General features: G+C 47.5%; 14 protein-coding genes and 1 pseudogene. 9 read left to right on the forward strand and 6 right to left on the reverse strand.

The window, feature by feature from the left end; all coding sequences use genetic code 11:
* A pseudogene (locus I2H74_RS24540) lies at positions 1–146 on the reverse strand (rhodanese-like domain-containing protein); the annotation flags it as partial.
* A gap of 193 nt (positions 147–339) precedes the next feature.
* Between I2H74_RS24540 and aroA the strand changes: the two are divergent.
* From aroA to ptsP, 4 genes are all read left to right on the forward strand, one after another.
* Positions 340–1,644, forward strand: coding sequence for a 3-phosphoshikimate 1-carboxyvinyltransferase (aroA, locus tag I2H74_RS07435; protein ID WP_195572886.1), 1,305 nt, complete (start codon positions 340–342; stop codon positions 1,642–1,644).
* 97 nt (positions 1,645–1,741) lie between these two features.
* The gene (locus I2H74_RS07440) at positions 1,742–2,167 is read left to right on the forward strand and encodes a CoA-binding protein (RefSeq protein ID WP_195572888.1); all 426 of its coding nucleotides are present in this window, start codon (positions 1,742–1,744) and stop codon (positions 2,165–2,167) included.
* A 207-nt stretch (positions 2,168–2,374) separates the two neighbouring features.
* Positions 2,375–4,261 (forward strand): glucose PTS transporter subunit IIA, encoded by a 1,887-nt coding sequence (locus tag I2H74_RS07445; protein ID WP_195572890.1) that lies wholly within the window; start codon positions 2,375–2,377, stop codon positions 4,259–4,261.
* The gene (gene ptsP / locus I2H74_RS07450; RefSeq protein WP_195572892.1) at positions 4,258–6,021 is read left to right on the forward strand and encodes a phosphoenolpyruvate--protein phosphotransferase; all 1,764 of its coding nucleotides are present in this window, start codon (positions 4,258–4,260) and stop codon (positions 6,019–6,021) included. Before I2H74_RS07445 ends, ptsP begins: the two co-directional genes overlap by 4 nt.
* 74 nt (positions 6,022–6,095) lie before the next feature.
* Here ptsP and I2H74_RS07455 read toward each other — a convergent pair whose 3' ends face one another.
* Complete coding sequence (locus I2H74_RS07455; protein WP_195572894.1) at positions 6,096–6,620, reverse strand: type 1 glutamine amidotransferase domain-containing protein; 525 nt, start codon at positions 6,618–6,620, stop codon at positions 6,096–6,098.
* 338 nt (positions 6,621–6,958) lie between these two features.
* On the opposite strand from I2H74_RS07455, the gene I2H74_RS07460 reads away from it, so the two are divergent.
* The 4 genes from I2H74_RS07460 to I2H74_RS07475 all read left to right on the forward strand — a co-directional run bounded on the left by I2H74_RS07460 (position 6,959) and on the right by I2H74_RS07475 (position 9,685).
* The gene (locus I2H74_RS07460) at positions 6,959–7,396 is read left to right on the forward strand and encodes a hypothetical protein (protein ID WP_195572895.1); all 438 of its coding nucleotides are present in this window, start codon (positions 6,959–6,961) and stop codon (positions 7,394–7,396) included.
* 38 nt (positions 7,397–7,434) lie between these two features.
* On the forward strand, positions 7,435–7,776 hold the full coding sequence (ytxJ, locus tag I2H74_RS07465; RefSeq protein ID WP_195572897.1) for a bacillithiol system redox-active protein YtxJ: 342 nt from the start codon (positions 7,435–7,437) through the stop codon (positions 7,774–7,776).
* A gap of 123 nt (positions 7,777–7,899) precedes the next feature.
* Complete coding sequence (gene ccpA, locus I2H74_RS07470) at positions 7,900–8,913, forward strand: catabolite control protein A (RefSeq protein WP_195572900.1); 1,014 nt, start codon at positions 7,900–7,902, stop codon at positions 8,911–8,913.
* 79 nt (positions 8,914–8,992) lie between these two features.
* Complete coding sequence (locus tag I2H74_RS07475; RefSeq protein WP_195572902.1) at positions 8,993–9,685, forward strand: 5'-methylthioadenosine/adenosylhomocysteine nucleosidase; 693 nt, start codon at positions 8,993–8,995, stop codon at positions 9,683–9,685.
* Between the two features lie 94 nt (positions 9,686–9,779).
* Here I2H74_RS07475 and I2H74_RS07480 read toward each other — a convergent pair whose 3' ends face one another.
* Both I2H74_RS07480 and I2H74_RS07485 read right to left on the reverse strand, forming a co-directional pair.
* Positions 9,780–10,958, reverse strand: coding sequence for an acetoin utilization protein AcuC (locus tag I2H74_RS07480; RefSeq protein WP_195572904.1), 1,179 nt, complete (start codon positions 10,956–10,958; stop codon positions 9,780–9,782).
* A 19-nt stretch (positions 10,959–10,977) separates the two neighbouring features.
* The gene (locus I2H74_RS07485) at positions 10,978–11,610 is read right to left on the reverse strand and encodes a GNAT family N-acetyltransferase (protein ID WP_195572905.1); all 633 of its coding nucleotides are present in this window, start codon (positions 11,608–11,610) and stop codon (positions 10,978–10,980) included.
* A 291-nt stretch (positions 11,611–11,901) separates the two neighbouring features.
* Here I2H74_RS07485 and acsA point away from each other — a divergent pair, with 291 nt between their 5' ends.
* Positions 11,902–13,629, forward strand: coding sequence for an acetate--CoA ligase (gene acsA, locus I2H74_RS07490; protein ID WP_195572907.1), 1,728 nt, complete (start codon positions 11,902–11,904; stop codon positions 13,627–13,629).
* A gap of 443 nt (positions 13,630–14,072) precedes the next feature.
* On the opposite strand, the gene I2H74_RS07495 is transcribed toward acsA, so the two are convergent.
* Together I2H74_RS07495 and I2H74_RS07500 are read right to left on the reverse strand one after the other, a co-directional pair.
* The gene (locus tag I2H74_RS07495) at positions 14,073–15,278 is read right to left on the reverse strand and encodes an oxalate decarboxylase family bicupin (RefSeq protein ID WP_195572909.1); all 1,206 of its coding nucleotides are present in this window, start codon (positions 15,276–15,278) and stop codon (positions 14,073–14,075) included.
* Between the two features lie 249 nt (positions 15,279–15,527).
* Entirely contained in the window at positions 15,528–18,692 is a 3,165-nt protein-coding gene (locus I2H74_RS07500) for a transglycosylase domain-containing protein (protein WP_195572912.1), read from the reverse strand.
* Positions 18,693–18,766: the final 74 nt, after the last annotated feature.

The following is an 18,766-nucleotide window of genomic DNA, read 5'->3' on the forward strand; positions in this document are numbered from 1 at the left end:
ATTTGATTCATCGGAATATGAATGGCGCCTGGAATCATGCCGTGGATGACTTCCTCGTCTTCACGAACATCAATCATATGAAGCTTCTCGCCCTGATTTAAGCGAGAGAGCAATTCGGTTACTTCCATTTGCGGCACAGTATCCATGCGTTATATAGCCTCCTGACTACTCTTGTCTTTCTTTTGCGAGGTGTGATTTTTATCATATTACATTCACAGGATACGTACCGATTTGAATTTTGTCAATTGTGCTCAACAAGCCGAGAATGAACTCTTCAACATAAACAGCTGCTTCGTTTTTAAGCAGACATGCCTATATTAAAACTAAGGAGTGTGTATTATGGATGTACGCGTAACGCCTACTGCTCAATTGCAAGGAGATATTCAAGCCTTATCCTCGAAAAACTATACAACTAGGTATTTGCTCGCCGCAGCTTTGGCTGATGGACAAAGTACCATTTACTATCCTGCGCACAGTGAAGACAGCGATGCGATGCGCCGCTGTTTGCGTGATCTGGGGGCAGTGCTAGAGGAAGACGATACGAAGATTGTCCTTACGGGATTTGGCGGCGTTCCTAAGCTCCTTCCAGAGAACAAGGAATTGAATGTAGGCAATGCGGGCGCTGTGCTTCGCTTTCTAATGGGGATTGCTTCCTTACTTCCGGAGGTCCACTTTATTAATGCCTATCCGGATTCACTCGGCAAGCGTCCACATGATGACCTGATCGAGGCCCTCGAGCAGCTCGGAGCTAAGATCGAGCATCGTGAAGGAAAGCTGCCGATCACCATTTATGGCGGCGAGCTTCGCGGGGGAGCGATTAAAGTATCGGGTAATATCAGCTCTCAATTTCTAAGTGCGTTATTGTTCCTGGTTCCACTTCTAAAGGAAGACAGCACGATTGAAGTAACGGATGACCTGAAGTCGAAGGTCGTGGTTGGCCAAACGCTTGAAGTGCTTAAGGAAGCGGGAATCGTAATTGAAGCAAGTGAAGACCTGATGAGCTACCGCGTACCGGGCAGACAGAAGTATGAAGCGAGAGACTACCGTGTTCAGGGCGATTATCCCGGGTCAGCTGCAGTGCTTGCAGCGGCTGCGGTAACAGAGTCTGATGTTACGCTGCGCGGCTTGACAGAGGACAGCAAGCAAGGCGAGCGTGCGATTGTGGATGTGCTTCGCATGATGGGTGTTCCTTTTACCCATGAAGATAGTGTCATTCATGTGCAAAGCAAAGGGAAGCTCAAGGCGGTGGAGTTTGACGGCGATGCTGCAACAGACGCTGTGCTTGCGATGGTGGCTGCAGCTGTGTTTGCAGAAGGAACATCCCGGTTCTACAATGTTGAGAACTTAAGATATAAAGAGTGCGACCGCATCACAGACTACGTGAATGAGCTTCGTAAAGCCGGGGCTCAAGTGGAAGAGCGCCAAGCTGAGATTATTGTCCATGGTCGACCAGAAGGTGTAGAAGGTGGCGTAGAGATTGATGCCCACTATGACCATCGTGTCATTATGGCGCTTACGGTTGTAGGGCTGCGTTCCAAACAGCCGATTATTATTCGTGACGCTCATCATGTAGCCAAATCGTATCCTATATACTTTGACCATCTCAAAGCTCTGGGAGCTAATGTGGAATGGATAAATTCATAGGGTAAGGGAACCCTTACAGCTAAAAGTCATGAAATTTAATGATTTGAATATGAAGTAAAGAAACGATTTTGTGGTTACTGCAGGGGGGGATTAGGACATGTCGTATGTACAGCCTTCACAAGATGAGTTCAGAACAATTCTTGAAAAGAGCAATACCGTTGCTGTCGTTGGATTGTCAGATGATCCAACAAGAACCTCTCACTTGGTTGCAGCAGCAATGCAGCAAAGAGGCTACAAGATTATTCCGGTGAATCCAAAAGCAAGCACGATTCTTGGTGAGACCTGCTATGCGAAACTACAGGATGTGCCTGTTCACATTGATATCGTCAATGTGTTTCGCCGCAGTGAATACTGTCTTGAGGTCGCTAAAGACGCTGTCGAGGTAGGTGCGGACACCCTGTGGCTTCAACAGGGGATTACGAATGAAGAGGCGCATGCATACGCAAAGGAACACGGTTTGAACGTGGTAATGGACGCTTGCATCAAGGTTATAGATGCCGTTGTTCAACCTAAGAGAAGCTAGTGCAAGCAATGATTACGCTCCATGCATCATGGGACAATTAACAAAAAGATAAAGAGATTCGTGAATGAGCAGGTTCATGGTATAATAATCTAGACCATGAAGCGTTATTCGCGTTCTTGAGCCGGAGTAACGTACCATTCCTTTGGTGTCATGCTCCGGCTTTTTTGCTGTCACACTATAATATGAATGCATAAGGAGCGGGGGCTTATGAATCAAATTGGATCGCTGCAGCAGCTATCGCGATCATTATCTCAGCCCTTATTTCTACTGCCTGCGATCGCTGTGGTCCTGGCAGCAGGACACCTGCTCGCAAGCTTTGGCTTTGTTGAAGCCGCAGACTGGATGACTTGGGCAGGCAAAGGATTGCTATCCATGCTTCCGTACTTGTTTGCCGTTGGCGTTGCTTTAGGGATGTCCAACAATGCAGGTACCGCAGGCATGGCGGCTCTCGCTGGAATGATTATTTTTTATCAAATCTCTGCGCATACAGCTTTAACGGACATGGAACCAACCGTTCTGATTGGGATCCTTTTTGGGCTGTTAGCAGGGTATGTGCATGAACGCTGGCATGATCTCAAGCTACCGGAATATCTGCAGTTTTTTGCTGGAGCGAGATTCGTCATGCTTGTCATGCTTCTATTCTCATTAGGACTTTCCTTTATCCTCATGCTTATTCATCCGTTCTTGCTGCAGGGAATTACTTTCCTCGGCAACGAGGTTCTCGCGATGGGGTCCTTTGGCGTGTTCCTCTACGGAGTGCTTCACCGTGTGTTGGTAGCATTTGGCATGCATCACATTTTGAACAACCTCGTATGGTTTCAAATGGGAGAATATACAGACGGCAGCGGGTTTACGGTAACGGGGGATCTGCCGCGCTTCTTTGCTGGAGATCCCACAGCCGGTACATATATGGCAGGCCTATATCCGATTATGATGTTCGCACTGCCAGCTGTTGCGTTGGCAATAATCCATGAATCTCGTGAGGATCTTCGTTCGAAGGTGTTCAAGACGTACATGAGCGCTGCGCTAGGGTCGTTGCTGACAGGCATAACAGAGCCTATCGAGTTTGCATTTTTATTTGCGGCGCCATACCTCTTTATTGCCCATGCGCTGCTCACAGGCGGCGCGATGTGGATTACTGCAGAGCTCGGGATACGCCATGGGTTCTCCTTCTCGGCAGGAGCAATTGATTACATCGTAAACTATCATTTATCTGAACGGGCTTGGCTCATCATTCCAATTGGGGTAGCCTTCGGACTTATTTATTACGTTCTGTTCCGCTTTGCCATCCGGAGATTCCAGATTCCAACGCCTGGCCGCATTGAAGGATCGCTGCTTGATGATATGGCTGGCGATCTGATGCATCGAACGCCGCTCATTATTCAGGCGCTTGGAGGTAAAGATAATCTTATCGATATCCAAGCCTGCATTACAAGATTGCGAATCAAGGTGAAGAATGATAGATGGATCGATCGGCATTCGCTTCGTACGCTCGGTGCAGCTGGAGTCATTCGCCTTGGAGGCGGACATGTTCAGGTTGTCTTTGGAACATATTCAGAGCTTATACGCGATGAACTGTTGAAACGTCTTCGAAAGGATGCCAAGCAGGTGTGGCTGCTTGCTCCGCTGCAGGGCAAGATGATGCCGATTGAGGATGTACCGGACACGATCTTTGCGAAGAAGATCGTTGGCAATGGTGTTGCCTTTCTTCCGGATAAAGGGGAGCTTGTCTCTCCTGTTGCGGGTGTCGTACGCAATGTGTACCCTACGATGCATGCGGTAGGCATTGAGAGCGAGGAAGGGCTTGAGGTGCTGCTGCATGTCGGCATAGAGACTTCGACACTGAATGGAGCAGGCTTTCAGGCCTGTGTTGAGGAAGGCGATGTTGTGAAGCCAGGACAGTTATTAATCAAATTTGACATTCCTTACATCAAGAAGCAGGGTCGTTCACTTGTGACGCCAATGGTCATAACCAATGGAGATCGGGTGGCCTCCTGGAGCTTCGCACCTTATACACATGTGAAAAAGGCACAGACATCAGTAATGTCCGTTGTCCTGAAAGAAGACGGCTCTAACGGGGGTGAGAAGCGTTGACGCATAAGGTAAAAGGAATTGGAGCATCAATTGGGATTGCAATCGGCAAGGCGTTTGTGCTTCCTACTTGGGAATGGGATATAAGAGAGGAACGGATGGATCCATCGGACTTGGCAAAGGAATTCGAGCGCTTGTACGACGGCATCCGTTCTTCCAAAGACGAGATTGTGTTTATTCAAAATGAGATTCGAGAAATGGTAGGCAATGAAGAGTCTACAATCTTCGATGCACACTTGGCGATTCTGGATGACCCTATCTTTATGAGTGAGATTCAAGGGATCATTCAACGCCAATATAAGGCAGCAGAGGTAGCGGTTAAGGAAGCGATCGATCATTTTGTCACGATGTTTGATCTGCTGGATGATGAATATATGAAGGAGCGGGCGCTTGATATTAAGGATGTCGGCAATCGACTCCTGAAGCACCTGCTTGGTGCGCCGGAGATCAGACTACCTGAAGATGCGCAGCCTTACATTTTGGTCGCAAAGGAGTTGTCTCCCTCACAGCTCGTACATTTGAATCCGAAAAACGTATTAGGCATTGCCATGCTGCAGGGCGGAAGAACGTCACACTCTGCCATTATGGCACGTGCGCTCGGGATTCCGCTCGTTGTCGGCCTGGAAGGAAAGCTTAGTCAACCGATTCAGACAGGGGATATGGTGATCGTGGACGGAGAGAACGGCTTCGTCTATGTGGAACCGAACGAGGAAATTAAGAACTGGTATGAGGAAAGAAGGAAAGCTTTCCTTCGTGAAGCCGATGAGCTTGCGAAGATTAAGGATCTGCCGGCCGAGACGATTGATCGTCATGCTATTCATCTTGCCTCCAACATCAGCTCTACGAGAGAGCTGGATATTGCGCTTAGCGTCGGAGCTGAAAGTGTGGGGCTTTTCCGTACCGAATTTCTTTACATGGACCGTTCGTACGCACCAAATGAAATAGAGCAGCTAACGGTATATCGCGAGGTTGCAGAAACGTTCCCTGGCCGGTCAGTCATCATCCGTACGCTTGATATCGGCGGAGACAAGCCGCTAGAGTTTCTGCAGCTTGCAGACGAAGATAACCCGTTCTTAGGCTATCGCGGCATTCGAATAAGCTTGGATCAGACGGAGATCTTCAAGACGCAGCTGCGGGCCCTGCTTCGTGCTAGCGCACATGGCAAGATCAAGATCCTGCTGCCGATGATTAGCTCGCTAGAGGAGCTTCATGCAGCCAAGCGAGTCCTAGAGCAAGCCAAGGAGGAACTGCGGAGCGAAGGCATCCCGTTTGACGAAGAAGTATTAATCGGGATGATGATTGAGATTCCGGCTGCGGCTGCATTGGCCGACTTATTCGCGGAGGAAGTCGATTTCTTTAGTATCGGAACGAATGATCTGGTGCAATATACGCTTGCTGTGGATCGCATGAATGAGCAGATTGCCCATATGTATGATCCATTCCACCCTGCGGTTCTAAGATTGATCAAGAACACCGTGGATGCGGCAAAAAACCATGGGATTATGGTAGGTGTATGTGGCGAAATGGCGGGAGATCCAAGAGCAGTGCCGCTCTGGGTGGCCCTTCAAGTCGATGAGCTTAGTATGTCATCTCGTTCGATTCCAAGAGTGAAGCATGCGATACGCAAAGCTTCTCATGAAGAAGCGAAAGAGAAGGTGCAACTTGTATTCAAGTGCCGTACGAAGGTCGAAATCGATGAGATACTAGGCATTGAACATGCCCCTGTTATCGAAAGCAAGCCGGAGACGGCTCCAAATTCATAACAACAAAAAGAAGCTGCCGATTATTAGCAGCTTCTTTTTGTTTGTGTTTCATGAACGTCATGTTGTGCAAATGATTATTGAGCAGCAACCGCATCACAGAAGGCCTTGCCATATGCCGGAAGATCTGGTGGTCGGCGGGCGGAAATCAAATTACCGTCCACAACTACTTCTTCGTCAAACCAGATCGCCCCAGCGTTCTCCATGTCGTCACGGATGCCAGGGGTAGAAGTCACCTTCTTGCCGTCTAGGATCTTGGCTGAGATAAGGACCCAGCCTGCATGGCAAATCTGCCCGATCGGCTTGTTCGATTCGTTCATATCGCGGACGATGCGAAGCACGTCCTCGTAACGGCGAAGCTTATCAGGAGCCCAGCCTCCAGGTACGAGAATTGCGTCATAATCCGAAGCCTGAATGGATTTGAAGGCGTAATTGGAGGTTGCGGGTACACCGTATTTACCAATATAGGTCTTACCGGCCTCGTCTCCAACCAGATGGACCTCAGCACCTTCCTCGCGGGCGCGATAGACAGGATACCAAAGCTCCAAATCTTCAAATTCATGATCGACTAATGCAATGATTTTTTTGTTCGCTAGTCTCATCAGATGGTTCCTCCTTAATAATTACCATTTTCCTTATCATCAAAAATAGGAAGCAGCATTGTGCATTTTCATCATTATTTAACCACACTCGCCCAATAAATAACACATTTTTAGAAAGGTTATTGTGATAGAATGTGATATTAATCATTTCTTTTTACAAATGCGCAATATGTAGTTTTTCTAAATGTGTAAATAAATACATGCAGTTGGTTTGCAGGAATATGCTTAAAAAAGTCGAAATAATTCCGTATCTTTATTTGTTAAAAGAACTTAACGTTATGGTAGTGAACATTTTAGGGCGATTTTAAAGAAGTTCATGTTTTAATGGGGGGATCATCATGAATAAGCGTTGCAGTTGTGGTCATGACATGGATATTACTTTGCGCACGGTCGTACATGCGAGAACGATTGAGATTCACCATGTACCCGTGTACACATGCTCGGAATGCGATTACTCTGAGCTTCTGCCTGAACTGAAGCAGGAAGTCATACAGCTGATGAAGACAATGATGCAAGAAGAGCGTACAGGCAAAATGAGCGCTTATTTTGATGATGTAAATGAAGTAGCAAGTGTGCTGAAGGAATGCGTGGATGCGGGCTGCGACCATCTGGATGAATTGTTTCAGCGTATAGGGGAGGATCGGGTCAATCACCTGCTTGATTTGTATCTGATGGCAAAAACTTGGAACGATTCGGAATGGATGGGCGACATCCAACGAAGACTAAAGCAAATATCAGGTTTTAGAACCGACGCTTATCGGGTTAAAATAAGCTAAGAAAGACATTCGGATCCTGTTGCAAAGGAGGAAGATGAATGGACAGCATTCATTCGTTAGACGAGCTGCATGCCCTCGTTGAGCGCTCGCATGAGCAGCCTGTGGTGTTGTTTAAGCACAGCACCAGATGCCCAATCAGTGCGCAAGCAGCTTCAGAAATGAAGCAAGTTGTTGAACGATTTGAGAAGGACAATATTGCTTTTGGCCTTATCTTGGTCGTGGAAGATCGGGAGATCTCATTAGCAGCAGCGGATCAGCTCGGCATTAAGCATGAGTCGCCTCAAGCTATGCTTTTGAAGGATGGCGAAGTCACATGGCATGATTCGCATTATCAGATTCAATATGATCGATTAGAGTCGATTTTATCTCCATTGATCTAATTTTCGACAATTTTCATGGAAAACTCAGCGTGACATTGCGAATTTTCTGAAAATATCGTATGATTGACTCTAATATGTCTCGCATGTACGTATTAAATAAATTGGTTATTGGAGAGAAGGATCGTGACAGTAACTATTTATGATGTAGCTAGAGAAGCTGGCGTTTCGATGGCCACCGTTTCTCGTGTCGTGAATAATAATCCAAATGTAAAGCCACAGACGCGCAAGAAAGTTTATGAAGCGATCGAACGTCTTGGCTACCGTCCAAACGCTGTAGCTCGCGGTCTTGCAAGCAAGAAGACGACGACAGTAGGCGTTGTCATTCCTGATATTTCGAATTCGATCTTTGCTGAAATTGCACGCGGTATTGAAGATATTGCGAATATGTATCATTACAATATCATCTTGTGTAATGCAGACAAGAAGAAAGAGAAAGAGATCCGAGTGATCAACACGCTGCTTGAAAAGCAGGTGGACGGTTTATTGTTTATGGGCGGTGTTGTGACGGAAGATCACATTCAGGCTTTCCGTACCGCTTCCGTTCCGATTGTGCTATGTGCGACAACGGACGAGCAAGGCTTGATTCCATCGGTAGATATCGATCATGAAGCAGCGGCATTTGATGCTGTGAATACGCTTATTCGCCACGGTCACCGTGATATTGCGATGATCAGTGGAACGCTTCAAGATCCTGCAAATGGATTCGCCAGATTCCAAGGTTATAAGAAGGCGCTGGAAGGCGCTGGCATTGAGTACAAGGAAGATCTGGTTCGCATCGGGAACTACCGTTACGAATCCGGCATTGAAGCGATGAAATACTTCCTAGGGTTGAAGAAAAAGCCTACGGCAATCTTCTCGGCAACGGATGAGATGGCGATCGGTGCAATTCATTGCATCCAAGATGCAGGTCTATCCGTACCAGATGATTTCTCCATTATCAGTGTGGATAACATCCGCATGGCTTCTATGGTGCGCCCTCAATTGACGACGGTTGCACAGCCAATGTATGACATTGGTGCAGTATCCATGCGCTTGCTGACGAAGCTGATGAAGAAGGAGCATGTCGATCACGCTCATGTTATTCTTCCTCATGAGACGATTCTCCGCTTGTCGGTGAGCTCTGTGAACGAAGAATAGACAATTGACATGGACAGCATGAAGCCCCGTTTTCGGGGCTTTTCATCTGTATAGGAATAGGATAGGGGGAAGGTCCTTCATGACCATTGGAATTATTGGAGCGATGAATGAAGAGATTCAGCTGCTGTTGGAAGCATTAACAGATAAGGCTGAAATTAAAGGTGCTGGCACCACCTATTACACAGGCACTCTTTACGGTAAATCTGTCGTCATCTGCAAGTCAGGTGTGGGCAAAGTCAATGCTGCGGTGACAACGCAGGTCATGATTGATCGCTTTAAGGTCGAGAAGGTCTTGTTTACAGGTGTCGCTGGCGCTGTTGATCCTGAGCTTCAGATTGGCGATATCGTCATCTCAAGCGCCTGCTTGCAGCATGATATGGACGTAACACCGCTTGGCTTCAAGCCAGGAGAGATACCGTATCAAGAACAATCCGTATTTCAGGCTGATCAAGACCTTGTAAGCTTGGCTGAAAAGGTGTGCGAAGCACGCTTCCCAGGCCGCTATCGGACAGGCTTGGTACTTTCAGGCGACCAGTTCATTGCAAGTCGTGAGAAGGTTCGCGAATTGCACGAGACATTCCAAGGCTTCTGTACGGAGATGGAAGGCTCTGCGGTAGCACAGACCTGTGCTTTGAACGATATTCCTTTTGTCATTATCCGTTCGATGTCAGACCGGGCTGACGGTTCAGCACATATGAACTTCGCTGAATTTACCGTTATGGCATCCGAGCATTCGCATCTTATTATCCAAGATATGTTGAATCAATTGTAATCTTTGTAAAAAAGCGATAGGCGCTGTTTCCTTGTAGAAGGATCAGCGCCTATTTTAGTGCTTATATAAGGAGGTTAAAGGGAGAGTGTCCTTCTTAGCGGACATACTCCATTGCAAGTGTAGAAATGCGCAAATTCTGCTCTGCAATGAGGGAGCGTCTAGGCATCGGGGACCATAGATTCACGTTATCTAGCCAAGTCTGCGGCAGATCGTGCACTGATTGTTCTTGCCAACGCTGAATCCAGGCTTCTGGGAGCGAAAGGTCAGGGGTGCTGTCTAATTCCTGCAGCATCGGATGATCGATCATTTCAAGCCAAAGCAGGCTCCAAGCCCGTGGAACGACTCTCCAAATATCGTAACCGCCACCGCCTATCGCAACCCACCTGCCGTCACAATGAGTGTGAGCTGCCTCGTGGATGATCCGCGGCATTTCTTTATAAATGCGCATGCTGCAATGCATATGAGACAAGGGATCGAAGGCATGGGCATCGCAGCCATGCTGGCTCACGATCAAGTCCGGCTTAAAGACGGCCGCCGTTTGCTCAATCGTCCGCTTAAAGCACTCCATCCAGGAATCATCTTCAGTATACGGGTCGAGTGGAACGTTGACACATGCACCGAATCCTTCGCCTTCGCCGCGCTCGTTCACAAATCCGGTCCCTGGAAACAGATATTTGCCTGTCTCGTGAATCGAATAGGTCAATACGTTAGGATCCGTGTAGAAGGACCATTGAACGCCGTCTCCATGATGAACGTCCGTATCGATATAAAGCACTCTAGCTTGATACTTATCTCGTATATGGGAGATTGCAACAGCTGCATCATTATAGACGCAGAATCCAGCTCCTTTGTTAGGAAAGGCGTGATGCAGTCCTCCCCCTAGATGCAAGGCGTGAGGGGCTCGACCTGTCATCACAGCCTCACAAGCGGCTATAGAGCCGCCGGTGATGGAGGCGGCTGCCTCATGCATGCCTCTGAAATAAGGCGTTTCCTCGTCATGCAGACCGTACTGCTGGGCTCTAAGGATCCAATCGGGATCCGGAATCTCTTCGCTCAATTGCATCACTGCTTGAATGTAGTCCTCGCGATGGATTCTCTGAAGCGCTTCCACATTTGCGCTTGCAGAAGTGACGATTTGGGATTCGCTCAGCGCCCCAATCTGTTCAATCAAGTCCTTTGCTAACAGCACGCGAAACTGATCAAAAGGATGCTCCTGATAGAAGCGATATTGCAGTACCTCTTTGTTATAAACAAAAACAGGTTGGTTACTCATGAGGCAAACCCTCCAATTGTTAATACATAAACCGCTGTCGGAAACGAAGCCGATCGAATTGTTCCTTGGAGGACAACGGTACATCCTTGCCGATTCGAACCATAAGACAGTTTGCAGGATGAGAGCAGATCTCAGGATCATCGGTTGCATACCAGATCATGCCTGCGGATTTCATCAGCTGCTCCATCATTTTTCGATAATCCCATACATTAAGTCCGGTCCCTTCCAGATCCCAATGCCAATAATATTCTGTTGTGTAGACGATGCAGTTCTCGAGCTGATCATCTAAAAATGCTAGTCCGATCATTTGCTTGCCAAGACCGATTCCCCGATAATCTTTCGCCACTTCAATGGCGCCGAGCTCGATAAGATCGATCATATTTCCCTCAGACCAGCGCTCTAGCGGATCAGGATAGTGAAACGTAACATAGCCGATAATCATGTCTTGATCTCTAGCGACAATAATGCGACCTTCTTCTAAATCTGCAATCTCCATAAGGGCTTGCTGCTGTTCTTTGGGCCTGCGAAAGGCATCCAGATCAGCATGCATCTGAAGCGTTTCAATGGCATTGGCATGTACGGGGCCTTCTATAATAACGACCCGATCCTCGAAGGGGATGACTTGAGCATGATAGCGCTTGAAGTGTTCCATATCGACAACTCCTTTTAGGGGCTCTATTCGGTTATAGCAAAAAAAGGAACAAAAGAAAAGGTTAATCGAAGCTTTATAAGAAAATATGGATAAATTTGAAAAGGAAAATAATAGGCACAAAAGTAAACCTGTGCTATAATAAATGTGCCAAAATATTCAAAAAACATTCCTTGACAACATAGAGATGCACCATCGTCCTTTCATTAATATGTTTCATGTAAGCGGTTTAACTACCGTTACAAAGCCATGGCATGGTCTAGAGAAAGTATTGAAATAGGGAGATGAGTCTGAATGAGTAATGTGCAAGGAGAAGAGATCGTAAAGGCAACGGCAGTTAATCCGAACTTGGTAAGCTATGAAGAAGCTACCTCTCAGTTTAATTGGGAGGAAGTAGAGAAGCACTTTTCCTGGTATGAGACAGGCAAAGTGAATATGGCGTATGAAGCGGTTGATCGCCATGTGAAAGAAGGCAGAGGAGATAAAGTAGCGCTTTACTATAGCGACAGCACACGCGATGAAGCGTACACTTTTGCGGATCTATCTAAGAGATCGAATCAATTCGCTAATGTCCTTCGCAAGTACGGCATTCAAAAGGGAGATCGCGTCTTTATCTTCATGCCAAGAACACCTGAGCTTTATGTAAGCTTGCTTGGGGCTATTAAGGCAGGGGCTGTTATCGGTCCTTTGTTCGAAGCCTTTATGGAGACCGCGGTTAAAGATCGCCTTGCAGATAGTGAAGCAGTAGCAATTGTGACCACGCCAAGCCTGCTTCCGCGCGTACTCCGCGATGAGCTGCCTGCACTCAAGCATGTTGTGCTTGTAAGTCAGGAGGCTGAAGCAGTTGAGGGAACCATTAACTTCGCTCAAGAGATGGCACAAGCTTCTGATGAAGCAGACATCGAGTGGCTTGAGCGCGAGGACGGGTTGATCCTTCACTATACCTCTGGCTCGACGGGCAAGCCGAAGGGCGTATTCCACGTTCAGAATGCAATGGTTCAACACTACTATACAGGCAAGATGGTTCTTGATCTCAAAGAAGATGATATTTACTGGTGTACAGCTGACCCGGGTTGGGTAACCGGTACGTCTAACGGCATATTTGCACCATGGCTGAATGGCGCCACCAACGTGGTTCGCGGCGGACGCTTCAGCCCTCAAGATTGGTATGGCACGATTCAGAAATACAAAGTAACGGTATGGTATAGTGCGCCGACTGCATTTCGCATGCTGATGGGCGCTGGCGATGAGGTGCTGAAGGAGTTTGACCTTAGCTCCTTGCGCCATGTGCTGTCCGTTGGAGAGCCATTGAATCCAGAAGTCGTTCGCTGGGGATTAAAAGTATACAATCAGCGCATCCATGATACATGGTGGATGACTGAGACAGGCGGTCACTTAATCTGTAACTACCCAAGCATGGATATCAAGCCTGGCTCCATGGGACGTCCGATCCCTGGCGTCCAAGCTGCGATTATTGATGATCACGGCAACGAGCTGCCTCCATATCGTATGGGCAACTTGGCGATTCGTACGCCATGGCCATCCATGATGCGCAAGATTTGGAACAATCCTTCGAAGTACGAAGAATATTTCCGTCTATCCGGTTGGTATGTGTCCGGAGACTCCGCTTACCGTGACGAAGACGGATACTTCTGGTTCCAAGGCCGTGTTGATGACGTGATCAACACCTCCGGTGAGCGCGTAGGACCTTTCGAAGTCGAGAGCAAGCTTGTTGAACATCCAGCTGTAGCAGAGGCTGGGGTCATTGGCAAGCCGGACCCTGTTCGCGGTGAAATCATTAAGGCCTTTATCTCCTTGCGTGAAGGATATGCTCCTTCTGACGAGTTGAAGGCAGATATTGCAAAGTTCGTGAAAGAAGGCTTGTCAGCGCATGCATCTCCGCGCGAAATCGAATTCAAAGATAAACTTCCTAAGACGAGATCAGGTAAAATCATGCGCCGTGTATTGAAGGCGTGGGAGCTTAATCTCCCAACAGGTGATTTGTCCACGATCGAAGATTAGATTGCGGTATAGATGTTAGGAAGAGTTATGAGATTCGAGACGGGTAATACAAGCAGTTTTTTGTCCTATGCATTGAAGCATTCTGCTTCCTTGATGGGATATTTATGACTCTACTCTACCTATAAATGAATAAGGGCATTCGTTGTGCAGCAAGAGGATCTAATCGGCCTCAGCTGCCTGGCGAATGCCTTTTTGTTATGTTCTTTTGTATATAGGGAAGAACAGGATGAAGAAGGATCAAGTTGATCAATGATCGTTTTCCCGCCGGTCAAGGTCTAAAATTATTGAATACCATAAATACATCTTATAAATTGGATATCAGCTAGGGGATAAACCAAAACATAAAAATAAAGACCGACACTATCACTTATAGGAAGCTTTTGCCGACTCCATATTGCTTATCCAGCATTCCTTTGTTTTTCTTGTGTCATCATCGCGATTCATTATGAGTGTTTATTTGGGCTATAAGTAAAGCCGGGATATTTGACGACGGGCCATTTTTCTTTTCTTAAGGAATGCATAAGTTCAGGGCTCGCATTCAGATTGCTCTTCACTAATGCTGTTGGTGTAAGAGCCATCCATTGGTTGAGGGAAACATCTTGGAAACGAGCGCTTTTAAACATCTCTAGGAACCATAACGATTGGTTGCCAGTGTTCTGGATGTAATGGCCATAGGCGAATGGAACATAGCCGACATCGCCAGCACGAACATCAAAGGTGCGAGCGGCTCCGTTGCCTGCAAATACGGTCATGCGCCCTTGGCCAGCCAGGTAGTACTGCCATTCATCATTGTTCGGGTGCCAGTGCATTTCTCGCATGGCTCCGGGTTCAATTTCTACTAAGGCAGCCGCTATCGTTTTGGATATCGGGAAATTTGTAGAGTCCACAATTCTTACATTGCCGCCTGGCGTAAGAATAGGCTGCTGTGCGAGCAGGGAGTGCTTGAAGCTCAGGGGTACTTCACCGTACGGAGATTGAACGCGCTGGCTATCAATAGAGCCCGGCAATTTGTCCTGGTATATATAGACCTGCTCGGTGGGAATGCCGCTGAATGCCTCTTTAGGTACGCCAAAATTAGCGGACAGCACGTCCGTTGGCGTATGTGCAAACCAATCGGAGATGGATAAGGTGTTAAGGTCGGAGAAGCTCCCATCGTCAAATACAAGCAGGAATTCGCAGCCGTCTTCCAAGCCCTGAATGGAATGAGGGATGCCGGGAGGGAAGTACCAGAGGTCTCCAGGACCTACATCCGCAATAAAATTGCGCCCATTTTGATCGACTGCCGTAATCCGTGCATGACCAAGCAGCATATAAGACCATTCGGCTTGTTGGTGCCAATGCAGCTCTCTTATGCCTCCAGGTGTTAAGCTCATATTGACGCCAGCTAGCGTCGTGGCTATCGGAAGATCACGCACTGTGATTTCTCGCGACAAGCCGCCATGATTTAGTTGCATATGGGTATCAGAAAAGGAGAATTTAAGGTTGGGAATGAGTCCGGCATCAGTGATAGGGGGCACAAACATATTGGGATTCTCCAAATCCCTCATAATATCGCGCGGGCCTCTGTCTGGACCTCCTGCACCATCGCTGCGAATGGGCTGCGGGATATGCAGAGGTGGGTAATGTGGATTGGAGGATTGGTTATCCATGGATTCACCTCTTTCGTATTAAAGACATTGAATGTTTTCTTGGGTCTCTAATGAAACATACGTGCTTTTTGCAGCATGCATGCACGTTCTTAGCTTTATTAAGCTTGGATTCAAGCTTGAATAACGATAAATCGATAAGGAAAAAGCCCTGCTAGAAGGAGGAGGGAACGATTCTTGTTCCGATGTCTCTTCTAACAGGACTTTTTGGTTTCAAGCATCAAGCGCAAGGTGTGCAAGATGCTGTTATTATTAGCTGCTTACTTGGATTGGGCTGGAGGCTTGTGACTCTCCCGCTTTGTTGACTGATGTAACGCGATACCAGCCTTCAGGCTTCAAGGTGATGATTTCAAACTCAGCGCTAGGGGAGGAGCCAATACGCTCATACTTCCCATTGCGCGAGGAGCTGTAATAGATATTGTACTCCGTACCTTGACTAGAACCTTTCCAGCTAAGGCTTACCCCAAGTTCGGTCTTCTTGGCGCTTAGCTGAGTAGGAGCTTGTGGCACAGCTTCAGATGGGTTGTCTGGCTCTTCTGTACCTGGCGTTTCACCAGGGTTAGAAGGATCAACAGGTCCTTGCTCTGATCCGTTGCCATTGCCTCCGGATTCACCATTGCCTTGTTCGCCATTACCGTTACCCTCAGGCGGTGTAGTTGGATCAGGTGTTGTTGCTCCGCCGAATGTAACTGTCGCAGATGGCGAGGATTCATTGCCTACGACGTCTACAGAGGTCACATAGTAGCTATAACTGTTGCCTGCTGTAATGTAATCAATAAACCGGGTCTCGTCTCCTGTTAATACTGTTGTGCTAACCTTCTGATAGCTTCCGCCATTTACAGAACGATACATGCGGTATCCCACGACATCCTTTTCAGGAGCTGCACTAAAGCGTATGCGTACAGACGAGTCGCTGACGGTTTCGATTGAGACGCTTCCTGGCGCACTAGGCGCTTTGCCGTCATCCTGACGTGGATCCGGCTTGGAAGGAGCGTCTGTGGTTGCATCTTGCGGCAGATACGACTCAATAGAGCGGCGTTTGCTGCTAGATGACAAATTATTCAGCGCCTTCTGCAATTCCTCGATTAATTCGCTGATTGGCTTTTCGCGCTTCACCACGATCTTCGAACTTGTCATGTCGTCAGGTGTTGCTTTATTAGCGATGTAGTTAACGCCGTTATACGTAATGTACTTCATGCTGACAAGCACATCTTCTTGCTCTGTTGGAACATACTTGCGATTGAAGATATCCGTTACTAAGCGATTCGCTTGCCGCGTAAGCTCGTTTGGCAGCTTGCCGCTAAAGCCGGATACCGTCATGCGAACGATTCCGTCCGGCCGCTCAAATTGCTTCGTTTGCAGCAGTTCGGGCTTTGCCTTCATCACTTCATTCATGACCTTCGACCAGATCTCGGTCGAACGGGAATACGCACTCTTATTCAGCACATGCTTCTGCTGTTCATAACCTACCCAGATGCCCATCGTAACGTCAGGCGTATAGCCGACGAACCACGTATCGGCATAGTTCTGAGTGGAACCTGTTTTCGCTGCTACGTCAATACTGCCGTAACCATTGAATTCATTTCTTACACGACGACCCGTACCGCGAGGATCTGAAATAACGGTCTTCATCATATCGGTCATCAAATAAGCGCTTTGTTTGGATACGACTTGATCTGGCTTCGTTTCATGCTTGTAAACGATATTGCCGTTCGAATCGGTAATCTTCGCAATAAAGTACGTTTCATTAAACTGACCTTGGTTGGCGATGGCACCATATGCGCCCGTCAGTTCCTGCACGGACACCCCTAAGCTTAAACCGCCGATTACCCCAGTCTGAGACTGGTGATCGATTGGTTGAATCGTCGTGATGCCAAGCTTCTCAACGAATTCCCAAGCCTTCTTAATCGAGACTTTGTCCAGGAAGATCTTGAGGGCAGGGAGGTTCAAGGATTGGTTCAAGGCATCTCTTGCCGTTACAAGTCCTTGATATCTTCCGTTAGCGTTACCCGGAATGTGATAACCCTTATTCCCATCCTTCAATATAATTGGAGCATCGTCGACGATTGAAGCGGGCTGAATCAGTCCTGCGTCAATCGCAGGCAGATAAGCTGCAATTGGCTTCATTGTTGAACCCGGCTGGCGAAGCATCTGCGTTGCCAAGTTCATCTGCTCTTCATAGAAGTCACGACCCTCGATCATACCAAGAATAGCTCCTGTGCGATGATCGATCATGACGCCGGCGACCTGCTCGATTCCCTTCGTTTCACTGTCAGGAGTGAAGTTGTCCGGGTTCTCGGCCACTTTCTTCATCGCCTTGTAAATGCTCTTGTCAATCGTGGTATATACGCGGTAGCCACCACGCTGCAGTTCCAAACGAGCATTTTCGATGAGCGAAGCATTCTCTTTCTTCGTTAAGTCAGCTTTAGTAAGCTCGGGATTCTGTTGAAGAACAAGAATTTGAGCGGCCTCACGCTCTGCTTCAAGCATCAGATACGGATAGGTCGCATATGCTTTTTCCCGCGGCTCTGCCAGGGAACCACGAATATCAAAGGCCAATGCCTCATCATATTGCTGCTTTGTAATTTTGTTTTCTTCGAGCATCCGTCTTAATACCAGTTTCTGACGCTCAATGGCTCTCTCAATTCCCTTTTCGTTATACTCGCCTTTGCCTGTGTAGGCAGTGTAAGCAGAAGGGAGCTGAGGGAGACCTGCTAAGTATGCGGCCTGCGCAATGTTCAGATCTTCAAGTTTGTCGATGTTGAATATCCCTTTTGCTGCGGCCTTGATCCCAAACACGTTATAGCCAGTAGATCCGTTGCCAAATGGAACCTGATTCAAATAAGCTGTAATGATTTCTTCTTTGGACATGGAGCGTTCAATTCGCATTGCAAGCAGAATTTCCTTGGCTTTACGGCTGTCTGTACGATCTAAGTTTAAAAAGACACGACGAGCTAATTGTTGGGTTAAAGTACTGCCTCCGGTCTGGACAGGCATTCTCATGACCTTCTGAACGACGGCACGAGACAAGCCTCGAATGTCTATCCCGTTGTGCTCCCAAAATCGATTATCCTCTGTTGCAATCAACGCATCGATCACAACAGTTGGAATTTGTTTAAATGTAACGGGGGAGCGAACTTCATCGGTTCTCAACTGACCGATCTGAGAACCATCGTTGAAGTAGACATATCCTGTGATGGCATTCTCCGAAATCTTCTCTTGGATGAGTTGCTGACTACGTATCGGCTCATCCTTAACAAGAGAAGTCACATATCCAAGTGCTGCGCCTCCTACAAAGAAGCCGCATAGCACTGCAAAGAGCATAAACCACTTCGTTACCGTCCATAGGGTACGGCCGAAGGATCGCTTTGGACGTGTCGGAGAAGGATCACTCTTCGTCTTTTTCTCCTCAACCATGCATGTTTTCCTCCTTAATGATTGCAGCGCTCTTCATTATACCATAAAAAAGTACGCAATATCTGCAAGTATAG

The sequence above is a fragment of the Paenibacillus sp. 1001270B_150601_E10 genome (assembly GCF_015558675.1).
Classification (GTDB): Bacteria; Bacillota; Bacilli; order Paenibacillales; family Paenibacillaceae; genus Paenibacillus_B.

Excerpts from the sequence above, each read along its gene's own strand:
- aroA (WP_195572886.1), top strand. The coding sequence starts at position 340 with ATGGATGTACGCGTAACGCCTACTGCTCAATTGCAAGGAGATATTCAA.
- I2H74_RS07440 (WP_195572888.1), top strand. The coding sequence starts at position 1,742 with ATGTCGTATGTACAGCCTTCACAAGATGAGTTCAGAACAATTCTTGAA.
- I2H74_RS07445 (WP_195572890.1), top strand. The coding sequence starts at position 2,375 with ATGAATCAAATTGGATCGCTGCAGCAGCTATCGCGATCATTATCTCAG.
- I2H74_RS07455 (WP_195572894.1), bottom strand. The coding sequence starts at position 6,620 with ATGAGACTAGCGAACAAAAAAATCATTGCATTAGTCGATCATGAATTT.
- I2H74_RS07460 (WP_195572895.1), top strand. The coding sequence starts at position 6,959 with ATGAATAAGCGTTGCAGTTGTGGTCATGACATGGATATTACTTTGCGC.
- ytxJ (WP_195572897.1), top strand. The coding sequence starts at position 7,435 with ATGGACAGCATTCATTCGTTAGACGAGCTGCATGCCCTCGTTGAGCGC.
- I2H74_RS07475 (WP_195572902.1), top strand. The coding sequence starts at position 8,993 with ATGACCATTGGAATTATTGGAGCGATGAATGAAGAGATTCAGCTGCTG.
- I2H74_RS07480 (WP_195572904.1), bottom strand. The coding sequence starts at position 10,958 with ATGAGTAACCAACCTGTTTTTGTTTATAACAAAGAGGTACTGCAATAT.
- I2H74_RS07485 (WP_195572905.1), bottom strand. The coding sequence starts at position 11,610 with ATGGAACACTTCAAGCGCTATCATGCTCAAGTCATCCCCTTCGAGGAT.
- acsA (WP_195572907.1), top strand. The coding sequence starts at position 11,902 with ATGAGTAATGTGCAAGGAGAAGAGATCGTAAAGGCAACGGCAGTTAAT.
- I2H74_RS07495 (WP_195572909.1), bottom strand. The coding sequence starts at position 15,278 with ATGGATAACCAATCCTCCAATCCACATTACCCACCTCTGCATATCCCG.
- I2H74_RS07500 (WP_195572912.1), bottom strand. The coding sequence starts at position 18,692 with ATGGTTGAGGAGAAAAAGACGAAGAGTGATCCTTCTCCGACACGTCCA.